Annotated in this window: 14 protein-coding genes; 9 read left to right on the top strand and 5 right to left on the bottom strand. The window is 58.1% G+C overall.

Annotated elements, in window-relative coordinates:
- Positions 1 to 31: 31 nt before the first annotated feature.
- Both HBN68_RS05995 and HBN68_RS05990 read right to left on the bottom strand, forming a co-directional pair.
- Positions 32 to 508: a YchJ family protein gene (locus HBN68_RS05995; RefSeq protein WP_169963233.1), complete on the bottom strand. Its 477-nt coding sequence runs from the start codon at positions 506 to 508 to the stop codon at positions 32 to 34.
- A 4-nt stretch (positions 509 to 512) separates the two neighbouring features.
- Positions 513 to 1,010, bottom strand: a complete 498-nt coding sequence (locus HBN68_RS05990) for a DUF6231 family protein (protein WP_169963236.1) — start codon at positions 1,008 to 1,010, stop codon at positions 513 to 515.
- Between the two features lie 205 nt (positions 1,011 to 1,215).
- On the opposite strand from HBN68_RS05990, the gene HBN68_RS05985 reads away from it, so the two are divergent.
- Together HBN68_RS05985 and HBN68_RS05980 are read left to right on the top strand one after the other, a co-directional pair.
- A complete protein-coding gene (locus tag HBN68_RS05985; RefSeq protein WP_094993627.1) occupies positions 1,216 to 1,494 on the top strand; it encodes a DUF1145 domain-containing protein in 279 nt (92 codons plus the stop codon).
- On the top strand, positions 1,487 to 2,245 hold the full coding sequence (locus tag HBN68_RS05980; protein WP_094993626.1) for a hypothetical protein: 759 nt from the start codon (positions 1,487 to 1,489) through the stop codon (positions 2,243 to 2,245). Before HBN68_RS05985 ends, HBN68_RS05980 begins: the two co-directional genes overlap by 8 nt.
- A gap of 92 nt (positions 2,246 to 2,337) precedes the next feature.
- Here HBN68_RS05980 and HBN68_RS05975 read toward each other — a convergent pair whose 3' ends face one another.
- On the bottom strand, positions 2,338 to 2,802 hold the full coding sequence (locus HBN68_RS05975; RefSeq protein WP_094993625.1) for a CopD family protein: 465 nt from the start codon (positions 2,800 to 2,802) through the stop codon (positions 2,338 to 2,340).
- Between the two features lie 97 nt (positions 2,803 to 2,899).
- Between HBN68_RS05975 and dinG the strand changes: the two genes are divergently transcribed.
- The 6 genes from dinG to pdxH all read left to right on the top strand — a co-directional run bounded on the left by dinG (position 2,900) and on the right by pdxH (position 12,021).
- Positions 2,900 to 5,044 (top strand): ATP-dependent DNA helicase DinG, encoded by a 2,145-nt coding sequence (gene dinG, locus HBN68_RS05970; protein WP_047278693.1) that lies wholly within the window; start codon positions 2,900 to 2,902, stop codon positions 5,042 to 5,044.
- Positions 5,045 to 5,138: 94 nt separating this feature from the next.
- Entirely contained in the window at positions 5,139 to 7,490 is a 2,352-nt protein-coding gene (locus HBN68_RS05965) for a beta-galactosidase (RefSeq protein WP_169963238.1), read from the top strand.
- A gap of 119 nt (positions 7,491 to 7,609) precedes the next feature.
- Positions 7,610 to 8,755 carry a serine hydrolase domain-containing protein gene (locus tag HBN68_RS05960; protein WP_169963240.1) on the top strand — a complete coding sequence of 382 codons (1,146 nt, stop codon included), beginning with the start codon at positions 7,610 to 7,612 and terminating at the stop codon, positions 8,753 to 8,755.
- A 222-nt stretch (positions 8,756 to 8,977) separates the two neighbouring features.
- A complete protein-coding gene (locus tag HBN68_RS05955) occupies positions 8,978 to 10,123 on the top strand; it encodes a serine hydrolase domain-containing protein (protein WP_169963242.1) in 1,146 nt (381 codons plus the stop codon).
- Between the two features lie 109 nt (positions 10,124 to 10,232).
- Complete coding sequence (locus tag HBN68_RS05950; protein WP_169963244.1) at positions 10,233 to 11,348, top strand: OmpA family protein; 1,116 nt, start codon at positions 10,233 to 10,235, stop codon at positions 11,346 to 11,348.
- A 25-nt stretch (positions 11,349 to 11,373) separates the two neighbouring features.
- Positions 11,374 to 12,021 carry a pyridoxamine 5'-phosphate oxidase gene (gene pdxH / locus HBN68_RS05945; RefSeq protein ID WP_094993620.1) on the top strand — a complete coding sequence of 216 codons (648 nt, stop codon included), beginning with the start codon at positions 11,374 to 11,376 and terminating at the stop codon, positions 12,019 to 12,021.
- Here the strand turns inward: pdxH and HBN68_RS05940 are convergent.
- Positions 11,969 to 12,250 (bottom strand): hypothetical protein, encoded by a 282-nt coding sequence (locus HBN68_RS05940; RefSeq protein ID WP_169963246.1) that lies wholly within the window; start codon positions 12,248 to 12,250, stop codon positions 11,969 to 11,971. The genes pdxH and HBN68_RS05940 overlap by 53 nt on opposite strands.
- 186 nt (positions 12,251 to 12,436) lie before the next feature.
- On the opposite strand from HBN68_RS05940, the gene HBN68_RS05935 reads away from it, so the two are divergent.
- Positions 12,437 to 12,901 carry a glycine zipper 2TM domain-containing protein gene (locus HBN68_RS05935; protein ID WP_094993618.1) on the top strand — a complete coding sequence of 155 codons (465 nt, stop codon included), beginning with the start codon at positions 12,437 to 12,439 and terminating at the stop codon, positions 12,899 to 12,901.
- Between the two features lie 112 nt (positions 12,902 to 13,013).
- On the opposite strand, the gene nhaA is transcribed toward HBN68_RS05935, so the two are convergent.
- Positions 13,014 to 14,195, bottom strand: a complete 1,182-nt coding sequence (gene nhaA, locus HBN68_RS05930) for a Na+/H+ antiporter NhaA (RefSeq protein WP_094993617.1) — start codon at positions 14,193 to 14,195, stop codon at positions 13,014 to 13,016.
- Positions 14,196 to 14,427 lie beyond the last annotated feature (232 nt).

The raw sequence follows: 14,427 nt of genomic DNA, 5'->3' as shown, positions 1-14,427 counted from the left end.
CTTTGCTCCTTATCAGCCACGTCAGTTCAGCTTATTGGGCGAAATAGCCGGCGCAGCATTTTTTGAATTTGAAGCCGCTGGCGCAAGGACAGGGGTCATTGCGCCCCACTTTTAGCGAAACGGTTGGATCAATGAAGAACCAGCGCCCGGCACTTTGCACGAAGGAAGACTTTTCCCGATGGCTGTGTTCGCCATTGGCATCATGCCAGCGGGCCGTAAAGGTGACGAACGCATGTTCAGGTTGACCACCAAACACTTCACTGTGTTCAACCTCTAACCCGAGCCACGTACTTTGTGCACTCCAGCTTTTAATGGATTCACGGTCGAGACCGGCTTGCTGCACCGGTAATGTCGTAGCAACCAGGTAATCCACCCGCCCCAGAACGTAGGCGCTGTAACGTGAACGCATGAGGGTTTCGGCGCTTGGGGCGACAGTCCCCGCGTGATAATGCCCGCAGCAGGCGTCGAGCAGGTTGCCGCTGCCACAAGGGCAAATGGATGTACTCATCGGTTTACCACCAATACTTGCCGAAGTTTTCCGGATTGGCCCAGAACCTGGCATTTAACCAGTCGGGCACCTGTTTGTACTCGCGTAGATCATAGGTGAATAGCGTCAGTATCTGATCGTCACGCTGAAAGCTCTCATTGTTCTGTAGTGCTAAAGCGAAAAAGTCCGTTTCTTTCCAGTCGCACGCTGTCAGATCTGCGAGTACCGCGAGTCGACTGGCGTTCAGGTTACGAATCCCGCCCAGCAATTCAAGAGCCGCTTTTTTGGGCAGGTGTTCAAGGCAATCCACTACCAGGGCTAAATCAAAGCGCTGGCAGGCCAAGTCTTCGGGAAGCGGGCCGGGGGTTGCCAGTGAAACCTGGGCGTCAGGGTGGGCCTGTTGAAAGGCTTGCAGGGCCGGAAAATGACTGGCGCCGACCACCAGCAAACGCTGCGGGGCGTATCGATCAAGCAAAGCCGCCAAAGCGTGCTGAGGCGTGCGGGTGGAAATGCCGGAGTTCATCTCAAGTCCTCTTTTTAAGCGCCCAAGACTAGCCTGCCCTGACCCTGCGGCCTAGTGGATCCACTCAACGAAAGCGAAGAAGCGGTCTGGCGACCTCACGTATCGAAATGACACACGGAGGTATTTTTGTCGGGACCTCTGGCGCAGCTGTCCTGCCACCCGTTAAGGTGCATCCAAAGAAAAAACATAACGATCAGGGGGAGCTATGAAGGTGCTTTGGGGGCTGGGGAAAGTCTTGACCCTTTTGTTTTGGGTGGTCGTGATGATCAATGTGCTCAATCCGTTGATCAACCCATTTGATGTATTGGTCAATCTGGCCGGCAGTTTGTTGTTGCTGACCCACTTGCTTGAGCTGCTACTGTTCAACGGCAGTATCAAAGAGCGCCCCAATCCTTGGCGTGATCGCTTGCATGTCCTCCTGGTTGGCATTTTTCACCTGCAAACCCTCCGCTCCACTTCTGAACAAGGCGCTCACCATGCGTAAGTTAGGTTTATTGGTCGCCCTGTGCAGCCCGTTTGTCCATGCCGAATCGGTCAAGGTTGATCCCAACACGCTGATGCGTTTGCCTGCCAATACCAGCGTCTTGCAACTCGAACAGCTCGATGTGGCGGATTACGGCACCTTGCTGATCCCGCCCGGTGTGACGCAGGTCAAAATTGACCAACTGCATTTGGGACGTGAAGCGCGCATCACCATTGTCCCGGCCGAGCGTGCCATTGAGTTGCACGCGGCTTATGCCAACTTTGAAGAAGGCAGCCAGATCAATGCCCGTGGCGCAGCGGGCACTTACGAAAAACCGGCGCGACCGGCCCGAGATCTGACCCTGCGGTTTGATGCCTTACAAGCCAACGAGCTGTCGGTCGATGCCCGTGGCGGAACCGGTGCGCCGGGTTTTGTCGGGCTCGATGGCGGCAACGGTGAGGCACCGGGGTGCACCTGGGGTTCCGCGGGCGCAGGCCACAATGGGCAAAATGGTGGTAACGGTCAGCAGGGCGCTGCCGGTGCGCAGGTGCGTGTCGAACTGCCCCGAGATTTCCCTGAAGCCCTGATCAACGTGCGTGTGGAGGGCGGCGCGGGTGGCAAGCCCGGTGCAGCAGGGCGTGCGGGGGCTGGCGGCAAATCCAAAGGGTGCCTGGTGTACCGCACCGACGGCGCCAAGTCAGGCAAGCCCGGGCTGGCGGGTGAACCCGGCGAAACCGGTTCTGCTGGCGCGGTGACCATCCAGCGCTTGTAACCCTTCCTGTAAACGCGCAGTTGCTGACACCGCATAAAGGTTGCGAGCGGTTGCACGACGTTCATCGCGGCGTCGCGCAACAGCTCAAGGCCTTAAAACATCGGCCGCGCCGCCGCAATTGCTACCAGCAACAGCCCGACGATCAAGTTACAGCCCACCAATCGACGAATCCTGGCCAAAGCCGCTGCGCCTGCCGCCCATTGCTCTGCCTGGACTGCCTTGCGCAGTTCCGGAAGTTGCAGGGATTGAATGCGGATAAACAGCGCCACCATCACGATGTACAGCCCCATCATGATCTGCACATAACGCGGTGCGGTCTCAAATCCGTTAAAGCGGATCTGCAACAGGCCAACACCGCTTATCGGCAAAATCAGCACCGCGGCCCATACCCAGACGAAAAAACGCGGAAACACCTCGACCCATAATTTCAGCCGGGCCGGGCCTTCAAGGGCCGCCACACTGGCCGGGCGCAGGATCATCCAGGCAAAAAACATTCCGCCGACCCAAATCAGGGCGGCCAAAACATGCAGGCTATAGGCAAGGGCAAAGGCGGTCATGAGGTACTCCGTTCGGCGCGGGATGATTTAGCGGGGTATGATAGCGGCCATTCGAACCACTGAAAATTTATCCAGCGTTTCTCGCGCCCGAAGAACCATGATTAGTAACGAACTCAAATCCCAGATTCAGGGCGCATACTCGCGTTTTCTCGAAGCCAAGAGCCTCAAGCCACGCTATGGCCAGCGGTTGATGATCGCCGAAGTGGCCAAGGTGCTGGGCGACATCGATACCGACGAAGAAGGCCATCGCAGCGGCGAGCCCGCCGTGGTTGCGGTCGAAGCGGGCACTGGCACCGGCAAGACCGTGGCCTACAGCTTGGCCGCAATCCCGACCGCAAAGGCGGCAGGCAAGCGCCTGGTGATTGCCACGGCGACCGTGGCGTTGCAGGAGCAGATTGTCTACAAAGACCTTCCGGATCTCATGCGCAACAGCGGGCTGAATTTCAGTTTTGCCCTGGCCAAAGGCCGTGGGCGTTACATGTGCCTGTCCAAGCTCGACATGCTGCTGCAAGAAGGCCACGCGCAAACTGCGACGGCGCAGTTGTTCGAGGAAGAAGGGTTCAAGATCGAGGTTGATGAAGCCAGTCAAAAGCTGTTCACCAGCATGATCGAAAAGCTGGCGGGCAATAAGTGGGACGGCGACCGCGACAGCTGGCCTCAGGCTCTGGAAGACCAGGACTGGGCGCGTCTGACCACCGACCACAGCCAATGCACCAACCGCCATTGCCCGAACTTCGGCCAGTGCGCCTTCTATAAGGCCCGCGAAGGCATGGGCAAGGTGGACGTGATCGTCACCAACCACGACATGGTACTGGCCGACCTGGCGCTGGGCGGCGGTGCGGTACTGCCTGATCCGCGTGACACGCTGTATGTGTTCGACGAAGGCCATCACCTACCGGACAAGGCCATCGGCCACTTCGCCCATTACACGCGCCTGCGCTCCACCGCCGACTGGCTGGAGCAAACCGCCAAGAACCTGACCAAACTGCTGGCGCAACACCCACTGCCGGGTGACTTGGGGCGTTTGCTGGAACAAGTGCCGGAGCTTGCGAAGGAGATCAAGGCGCAGCAGCAGTTCATGTTCACCACTTGCGAGCAGATTGCTGACTTCAAGGTCGGTGAAGAACCGGAAGGGCGTGAGCGCCCGAGGCACCGTTTTGTAGGCGGGCTGATTCCCGATCATATGCGGGAAATGGGCATCGAACTGAAAAAAGGCTTCTCGCGTCTTACCGATCTGTTTACCCGGCTGACTGAAATTCTGAAGGACGGCATGGACGGTGAGGTCAACATCGGCATCACCAGCAATCAGGCCGAAGAGTGGTATCCCCTGTTTGGCAGCTTGCTGTCCCGTGCCCAGGGTAACTGGGAATTGTGGACCGCCTTTACCACCGAAGACCCCGAAGACAACCCGCCTATGGCCCGTTGGTTGACGCTGGCTGAAAGCGGCTCGCTGTTTGATATCGAGGTAAACGCCAGCCCGATTCTGGCGGCAGAAATGCTGCGTCGTAACCTGTGGAACGTCGCCTATGGCGCGTTAGTCACGTCGGCCACACTTACCGCGTTGGGCACCTTCGATCGTTTCCGCATGCGCGCCGGGTTGCCGAAAAAGGCGGTTACCGCAGTCGTACCCAGCCCGTTCCACCATGCCGACGCGGGTGTGCTGCGGGTGCCCGACCTTAAAGCCGACCCGCGTGACGCGATGGCGCACACGGCGGCGATCATTCGCGACCTGCCGGGTCTGGTTGAAGGTTCCAAAGGCACGCTGGTGTTGTTCTCGTCGCGCAAACAGATGCAGGACGTGTTCGACGGCCTGGAGCGTGACTGGCGCAAGCAGGTGTTCATCCAGGGCAACTTGTCGAAACAGGAGACCCTCAACAAACACAAGGCCCGGGTGGATGGTGGCGACTCCAGTGTGTTGTTCGGGCTGGCCAGCTTTGCTGAAGGTGTGGACTTGCCCGGCGCGTACTGTGAGCACGTGGTGATCGCTAAAATTCCGTTCTCGGTGCCTGACGACCCGGTCGAAGCGGCGCTTGCGGAGTGGATCGAGGCCCGTGGCGGCAACCCGTTCATGGAAATATCCGTCCCCGACGCGTCCCTCAAACTGGTGCAAGCCTGCGGTCGTCTGCTGCGCACCGAGCAGGATCGCGGCACTATCACGTTGCTGGACCGGCGACTGGTCACTCAGCGCTATGGCAAGGCGATCCTGAATGCCTTGCCACCTTTCCGGCGCGAAATTTCTTAAGCGCAAGTCGGCCTTATGGCCGACTTTGCTGTCTATGCTTTGTCTTTCACCACCACACCGGCCGTTTTCGGTCGTTTGGGAGAACCACATTCTTATGATTCGCCGTTCACTGTCCGCTGTTTTTGCGCTGCTGGTTACGACCCCACTGATGGCAGCGCCTGCCGGTCAACAGACCTTGTTCAACTTCGTTCGTCCCGCCGATGTGGTGCAGGTGGCGACCGTGGATGCGATCTTGCCGCAGTACAACGCAGAACAAACGGCCGAAGGTGAGGTGTTGCGTCGTGTGACCTTCAACCCGGCAGCCGCCCCGAGCCTGATTCTCAAACCGCAGACCGGAGCGTGGGACTGGTCGCAGTCGGGCATGATGACGTTACGTATTCAAAATGCCATGAACTGGGCGCTGACCCTCGACGTTACGCTGCAAAGCAGCAACGGCAAAACGTTGACCAGCCGCGTTGCTCTGCCAGCAGGTCCGGCGCAGACGTTGTTGTTGCCGTTGAAAGCCAATACCCCGCACAGCCAGGGAATGCGCGCCGGACCGCCGATGCCGATGAACCTCGACGGTCAGCGCATTTTGCTGGCTGCCAGCCAAGGCGAAATTGACCTGAGCCAAGTGGTGTCGGTGACGCTGTCAGTCCCGCAGCCCACGGCCGCGCAAAGCATCTTGCTCGAACGTTTTGGTGTGCAAGACGGCGACGGAGTGATCAAAGCGGTCTACAGCTCAATTGTGGACGGCTATGGTCAGTCGACCCGTGCCAAGTGGCCCGAGCGTGTAAGCAATGACGAGCAGCTCAAGGCCGCAGCCGCTAAAGAACAGCAACAGCTCAAAGTCTGGCTGGCCAAACGCAGTGATCTGGATAAATTCGGTGGCTGGACCCAAGGCGCACCGTTCGACGCCACTGGGTTTTTCCGCACTGAAAAACGTGACGGGCGCTGGAATCTGGTCACCCCGCAAGGGCACCCGTTTTACTCCCTGGGCCTGAACGCCGTGACCGCGAGCGACAGTCAGACGTATGTGGCCGGGCGCGAATGGATGTTCAGCGCGTTGCCGAACAAAGACGAACCTTTGCATGCCTACTACGGCACCTCGGACCATAACAGCGGCAATGGCGCGAGCCGTGGGCGAGCGTTCGATGCGGGACGCTGGTACAACTTTTATGGCGCCAACCTGCAACGCATTTATGGCCAGCCCTGTACCACCGGCAAGGCGGTCGAAGGCGCTGAAGTTGTGACGCCTTGTGCGCCCGAAGCCTTCGATGCACAACGCTGGCAAACTCATACGTTGGATCGCTTGCAAGCCTGGGGTTTCAACACCATCGGCAACTGGAGCGACCCGGCGCTGGGCGATAGCAAGCGCGTGCCCTATACCTTGCCGCTGTCGATTGTGGGGGATTACGCCAGCATCAGTACCGGCTCTGACTGGTGGGGCGGCATGCCCGACCCGTTCGACCCGCGCTTTGCCATGGCCACTGAACGCGCCGTCGCCATTGCCGCCCGTGATCATCGCGACGATCCGTGGTTGATCGGTTATTTTGCTGACAACGAATTGGCGTGGGCCGGTCCCGGCTCCGATGCGAAGAATCGGTATGCGCTGGCCTTTGGCACGTTGCGCATGACCACCGACGTTCCCGCCAAACGCGCGTTCTTGAAGCAGTTGCGTGACAAGTACCGTAACCAGCAGGGCCTGTCCAAGGCCTGGGGTGTCGATATCCCGGCCTGGGAGTTGCTTGAAGACCCAGGTTTCGAAGCACCGTTGCCCAACCCAGAGCACCCGGAGATCGAAGCCGACTACCAATACTTCCAGAAAGTATTCGCCGACAACTACTTCAAGACCATTTCCGACTCGCTCAAATGGCACGCCCCTAACCATTTGCTGCTGGGGGGCCGTTTTGCCGTCAGCACACCTGAGGCGGTGGCGTCGTGTGCGCAGTATTGCGATGTCCTGAGCTTCAACTTCTACACGCTGCAACCGCAAGACGGCTACGACTTTGCCAAACTGCGAGAACTCGACAAGCCGGTGATGATCACCGAGTTCAACTTTGGCTCCCGCGATCGCGGCCCGTTCTGGGGCGGCGTGACCGAAGTGGCCAACGAGGAGGCGCGTGGCCCGGCGTACAGCAAATTCCTCAAACAGGCGGTGACAGAACCGTCGATCGTCGGCGTGCATTGGTTCCAATACCTGGATCAGCCAGTGACCGGCCGTTTACTGGATGGCGAAAATGGTCACTTCGGCATGGTAGGCATCACCGATTTGCCATTTACCGGTTTTGTTGAAAGCGTGCGCAAAGCCAATTTGCAAGCGTTGGACCAACTTGGCCAAGAAGCGGCCAAGGCCCAGGCAGACGCTAATAAAGACGTCAAAGCACCGCGCCACGCCGCCCAGGAAGGCAACGAAGGCCGCTCTGGCGCGGGCCATGCAGGCGGGCACTCGGGCCAAGGTCACTGACAGTGTGAAACTCGACGGGCGGCGATGTATTTCGTCGCTGTCGGGGTTCTAGAGCCTTTCTCAATACCCGCTCAAAACCTAAGGTTATCCATTCACCTGAACTGAATGGAGTCTTCGAAATGGAAGCATTAGGGAAGTGTGCACGTGGGTTCGAAGCCGTTCAGCAAGCATTTGAGTCTTTTTTTGACGATTCTTACGAGCGAGGCGGTGGGGTTTGCGTACAAATCAGCGGTGAAACGGTCGTTGATCTATGGGCGGGTGTGGCGGATCTGGCGGGCGAGCAGCCATGGCAGCACGACACGCTGGTAAATACTTACTGTGCCATCAAACCCATCACCGCCATCGCCGCCTTGATGTTGGTAGAGACTGGCAAGTTGGCACTGGATACGCCCATCGCTTTTTATTGGCCTGAGTTTGCGCAAGGTGGTAAAGAGCTCATTACCTTGCGCCAGGTGCTGTGCCATACCAGCGGCTTGCCGGCGCTGCGTCTGCCCAGTCACACGCCAATGATGTACGACTGGGCACATATGGCAACTGCGGTTGCGGCCGAGCCCTTGTGGTGGGAGCCGGGAGCTGAGCTGGGCTATGGTGCAACCACCTATGGCTGGATTTTAGGTGAGCTGATACGCCGAGTGGACGGAAGAGATTCGCGCACGTTTATTCGCGAGCAGATAACCCGACCCCATGGACTGGAAGTGTACGCGGGGGTTGATCCTCTGGATTTTTCTCGTATCGCCCATTTCGAACACGCGCCAGGACGCATCGGTGATCAATACGCACAGGACTTGCGCCGCGTCATGCTCAGCGAACCTAGGCATGTAGCGACCCTCGCTTTTTCCAATCCAAGTATATCCCCCAAAAACACGGGCAACCCCTGTTGGTGGAAATACCACCAGCCGGGCGTCAACAGTCACAGCACCGCACACGGGCTGGCGGGCTTTTACAGTGCGTTGTTGGCGGGGCAACTGATCGGCCCGGAACTGTTTAACGCGTTCAGGCGTGAGCACAGCAACAGCATGGACCGCACATTGCTTAGACCCATGCGTTATGGCTTGGGTTGCATGATGGAACAGCCTGCCGACCCCGGCGCTTCGTTTTGTATGGGGCCTGATGCGTTTGGGCATGTAGGTCTGGGTGGCCCTGTCAGTTTTGCCGACGTCGACCGTGACGTCACCTTCGCTTTTGTCACCAACACCATGGGCAGTCACGTCCTCTCGGATCCTCGGGTGCAAAAATTGGCCACAGCCGTGAACGCTGCGCTTTAACCCTTGCAGGCGTGAGCTTGCCTCCCGAGGCAGGCCCGCTCCTGAAAAGCAGGCCGTCGGGTGGCTTTTTCACAAAAAATCCACCTTCATATGTTTACCTTCTCCCTCGATGTTCCAATGCTCAAAAATTGTGCGTTTAGATCCGTTTAGTCTGTTTCAAAATTTGATCGGGGCTGGAACAATGCACGCCTTGTAGAGCCATGCGTGATCCAGGAGGGGCGGGTGCAGATTCAGGGTTTTCACGACCTTAAGTTCGAGGCAGTGCGTGATGCATTTGCCGCGCTTTTCAACGACCCTCAAGAGCGTGGCGCCGCGCTGTGTATCCAGGTCGGCGGTGAAACGGTCATAGACGTGTGGGGCGGTACGGCTGACAAAGACGGTGAGCAGGCATGGCACACCGATACCATTGCCAACCTGTTTTCGTGTACCAAAACCTTCACTGCCGTGACGGCCTTGCAATTGGTGGAAGAAGGCAAGCTGGCGCTGGATGTCCCGGTAGTTCGCTATTGGCCGGAATTTGCCGCGGCCGGTAAAGAGTCCATCACGTTGCGTCACCTGCTGAGCCATCGTGCCGGTTTACCTGCATTGCGTGAACCTATGCCGCCTCAGGCGCTGTATGAATGGCAAACCATGGTGGATGCGCTGGCGGCTGAAGCTCCGTGGTGGACGCCGGGTGATGGGCATGGTTATGCCGCCATCACCTATGGTTGGCTGCTGGGTGAATTGATACGCCGCGCCGATGGGCGCAGTCCGGGTCAATCGATCATGGCCCGTACGGCACTGCCGCTGGGGCTGGACTTCCATATCGGGTTGGCGGATGACGAGTTTTATCGGGTCGCGCACATCGCCCGCAGCAAAGGCACGGTGGGTGATGCCTCTGCCCAGCGCTTGCTGAAGGCGATGATGAACGAGCCTACGTCCATGAGTACCCGGGCATTTACCAATCCACCGTCTATTATGACCAGCACTAATAAGCCGGAATGGCGTCGTATGGAGCAACCAGCGGCCAATGGTCATGGCAATGCCCGCAGTCTCGCCGGTTTCTACAACGGTTTACTCGATGGCCAATTGCTGGAGTCCGAAATGCTCGCTGAGTTGACCCGCGAGCACAGCGTCGGTGAAGACAAAACCCTGCGCACCCAAACGCGTTTTGGCCTGGGGTGCATGCTGGATCAGCCTGAAGTGGCGAATGCCACGTTTGGTCTGGGGGCCAAGGCTTTTGGCCATCCCGGGGCGGGCGGTTCCATCGGGTTTGCCGACCCGGAACGCGATGTGGCGTTTGGGTTTGTCACCAACACGCTCGGCCCCTATGTTTTGATGGATCCCCGTGCGCAAAAGCTGGTGCGGGCATTAGCAACGTGTTTGTAAGACTGTTTTGTAAGCCGTAGGTCGGATCCCTGTGGCTTTAATGCGCTTAATACGCTTTTTTATACGTATATCGCGTCCAATTATTTCTAATTCATTGTGTGGATATTCAATGTCATCTAATAAGACCCTTGCACTCGCCCTTTGTCTGGCAATCACTGGTTGCGCACAAACACCACAAAATGACGCAGAAGGCGGCCACAAATGGTGGCAGCTCGGGTCGTCGGATCAGGCAGCAACACCCGCTGCTGACAAGGCTGATGCCCCGGCAGCCAAGCCGACCGACAAAAAAACGGCTGCGCCCGCTGTAGCCAAAACAGCTCCCGCCACTACCGAAGCCAAAAAAGACAGCGGCTCCAGCTGGTGGCCTTTTGGTTCGGACAGTGCCAAGAAAGATGCACCTGTCGCTAAAGAAAAAACGGTAGCCGCTGCACCTGCGTCAAGCACCGAAAAGAACTGGTGGTGGCCGTTTGGCAGCACTGCTAAAGACACCAAGCCGGTGGCAGCCAATGTCGTGCCGATGCCTGACCCTAAAGTGACTCAAGCCTGGCTGGACGAATATGAGCCGCGCCTGCGTGCAGCCATCAAAGACACCAACCTGCAACTTGAGCGCCGTGAAAGCTTACTGGTGATCGTGGCGTCTGCGGACAGTGCGTTCAAACCAACCCGTCCGGACTTGTTGAAGCCGTCCATGCTCGGTCCGTTCACCCGTGTTGCCAAAGTGGTTGAAGGCGATCCAAAAACCGCAGTTCTGGTGCTTGGCCACGCCGACACCACAGGCGCAATGGCTGCCAATACCAAGTTAAGCCTCGACCGCGCGCGTTCGGTCGCCGCGATTTTCCGCATGAGTGGTCTGCAGGCGAACCGCTTGACCTTGCGTGGTATGGGATCGGTGATGCCACGGGCGGCCAATGACAGTAACGAAGGCCGTGCGCTGAACCGCCGTGTTGAGATCCTGATGACACCGCAAAACACCATGCTGGCGCTTGTGAGCAAATACAGCCAGCCAGCACTGTCCCCGGCTGAACTGGTAGCCGTACAACCCGCTGTTGCGCCTTCCAAAGCGGTCGCGGCTAAAAAAGCTGCGGCCCCGGCGAAGAAAGCCGTAGTTGCCAAGAAATCCGCCCCGGCCAAGAAACCTGCTAAAGCCGCTCCAGCCAAGAAAGCGGTGGTCGCCAAGACTGCCGCCGCGAAAAAGGACGTGAGCAATACTCAAGCCAAAAACTGATTGGTTTGATTAACGGGAGGGTGGCATGACTCAAGCGCTGGCAGATATGCGACGCGACTACACCCGTGATGGACTCGCCGAGGCTCAGGCCCCGGCGGAGCCTTTCGCGTTGTTTCATCAATGGTTTGCAGACGCGGTCAAAACCGAGCAGCCGCCCGTAGAAGCCAATGCCATGACGCTGGCAACGGTGGATGAAGACGGGCGCCCGCACTGTCGCGTGCTGTTGCTCAAGGGGCTGGATGCTGAAGGGTTTACCTTCTTCACCAACTACACCAGTGCAAAAGGCCAGCAACTGGCGGCGCATCCCTTTGCGGCCATGACATTCTTCTGGCCGACGCTGGAACGTCAGGTGCGCATTGAAGGGCGCGTGGTCAAGGTGACGCCTGAAGAGTCAGACGCTTACTATCAAGTTCGCCCGTTGGGTAGCCGCATAGGTGCCTGGGCTTCGCCGCAAAGCCAGGTGATTGCCGGACGTGAAGAGCTGGCCGAACTGCTTCGTGTCACTCAGGAGCGCTTCACTGATACGCAGCCCCATTGTCCCGAGCATTGGGGTGGTTTCAGGTTGTTACCTGAGCGCATCGAGTTTTGGCAAGGCCGTCCCAGCCGCTTGCATGACCGCCTCAACTATCGGCTTTGCGGGACTGACTGGACGCGGGAGCGTTTGGCGCCCTGACGGCATATTCAGACGCCGCGGCTTGCAGCCATTGGGGCATGTCGCGGCGTTTGATTCTCTGCTTGTGAGCCTCTTCCAGGCGTTGCAACATAAAGGCCTTGCGGGCCGGATCGTCACCTGCCAGCGACAACGCCAGATCCCTGTCCATCCAGCGTTTGATACGCACATACAACCACCCGTGGAAATACAGGCCGGCGGCAGTGGTGATGAAAATGATGAAATAGTCCATATGTGTCCTGTGATGAACGCAGCGTAACGAGTGATTACCCGCTACCCTTGCTTGACGTTTCGACCTGATTGAAGGCGTTTATCTGGCTGTACAGCCGCTGAATAAAGGCTATTTTTTCCGCACCCGGCCGTGACAGGGCGGTGGCCGCGGAGTTTAATGAATCCCTGATCTTTTGGAGTTGATCTAATGCGTAAGTCCGTACTGTTAATTGCTGCTTTTTCTACCATGACAGTCCTGTTGGGCGGCTGCACCTCCAACTTGACCGGCGACTCTTACTCGCGCGAAGAAGCGCGTCGCGTGCAGACAGTGCGTATGGGCACTATCGTTGCCTTGCGTCCGGTCAAAATTGAAGGCACCAAAACCCCGATCGGCGCCGCAACCGGTGCTGTTGTAGGTGGGGTAGGTGGCAGCGCCATTGGCGGCGGTCGCGGCAGCATCGTGACGGCTGTCATCGGTGCTGTCGCAGGCGGTCTGTTGGGGTCGGCTGCAGAATCTGGCCTGACCAAAACCCAGGGTGTTGAAATCACCGTGCGTGAAGACGACGGCAGCACCCGTGCGTATGTGCAACAGGTAGAGCCGAATCAGGTGTTCCGTACCGGTGAGCGTGTACGCATCATGACCGTTGATGGCACCAGCCGCGTGACTCAGTAAGTCACCGCGTAAAAACAAAACCCCGGCCAGTACAAACTGGCCGGGGTTTTTTATTGGCTTCGCCGCAGCTGGCACAGGCGGGGTCCCCGGGTCAGCTGCGGCATGCAGCCGATCAGTTGGTTACCGGCTTGCGGCTCGCCATGGCTGTCACCGCATAGCCGATCAAGGCGGCCAGGATCGAACCGGTGAGAATCCCCATACGGTCCATGCCAACGTAATCGCTGCTGCCTGCGACAAACGCCAGCGAGCCGACAAACAGGCTCATGGTAAAGCCGATGCCGCACAGGATGGCCACGCCGAACACTTGCCCCCAGTTTGCGCCGGCTGGCAATGCCGCCATGCCGGTTTTGATGGCGATCCAGGTCAGGCCGAACACGCCCACGGTTTTACCGATCAGCAAGCCTGCGGCAATCCCCATGGGTACGTGACTGACGAAGTTGTGCAGGGTAATGCCTGACAACGAAACGCCCGCATTGGCAAAGGCAAACAACGGCAAGATCCCGTATGCCACCCACGGGTGCAGTGCGTGCTCAATGGTCATCAGCGGCGATGGCTCTGAGTTCTTGGTGCGCAACGGGATGCAGAACGCCAGTGTGACACCTGCCAGCGTGGCGTGAACGCCGCTCTTGAGAACACACACCCACAGAATCAGGCCAACGATCATGTACGGCGCGACTTTCACCACACCCATGCGGTTCATGATGATCAGCACCACCAGGCACGCAGCGGCCAGAATCAGGGACATGCCCGACAGTTCGCTGGAGTAGAACAGGGCAATCACCACAATCGCGCCCAAGTCATCAATGATCGCCAGCGTCATCAGAAACAGCTTGAGCGATACTGGAACCCGCTTGCCCAGCAGCGCCAGGACACCCAGCGCAAACGCGATGTCGGTAGCCATGGGAATTGCCCAGCCACCCAACGCATCCGGGTAGTCCTTGTTGATGAACCAGTAGATCAACGCTGGCACCACCATACCGCCAATCGCTGCGGCGCCGGGTAGCACGACCTGCGATGGCTTGGACAACTGGCCTTCAAGCAGCTCGCGCTTGACCTCCAGACCGATCAGCAGGAAAAACAACGCCATCAGGCCGTCGTTGATCCACAGCAGCGAAGGTTTGGCAATTTGCAGCGCGCCAATTTGCACGGCCACAGGCACGTCCAGGAAGGCGGTATAGAAGTGTGAAAGCGGTGAGTTGTTGATGATCAAAGCCAGAGCGGCTGCGGCAATCAACAGCAAACCGCTGGCAGCTTCCAACTGAAAGAAACGAGTGAAAGTGCTACGCAGAGGCAAGGTCGCTCTCCATCGGTGAGTGAAAGGGTGCAACACCCTAACCTGAGAGGTTAGTTGTTAAAACAAAAACTATATTCTTTTTTGTTATAAGCAGGCGCGCGAAATCACACCGCTCAAAAGCCTAGCAGTTGTGTATCAAAGTGAGTCAGGAATTAGCCGTGTAAGCCCGTAGGAAAGGGGCTTAACAGCTGAAGGTTACTGCTATCGCCAAGCTGCAATAAGGGCCCGAGGG

Source organism: Pseudomonas sp. WS 5078 (assembly GCF_012985745.1).
Taxonomy (GTDB): domain Bacteria; phylum Pseudomonadota; class Gammaproteobacteria; order Pseudomonadales; family Pseudomonadaceae; genus Aquipseudomonas; species Aquipseudomonas lundensis_A.
This window is presented reverse-complemented; position numbering and strand designations above follow the sequence as displayed.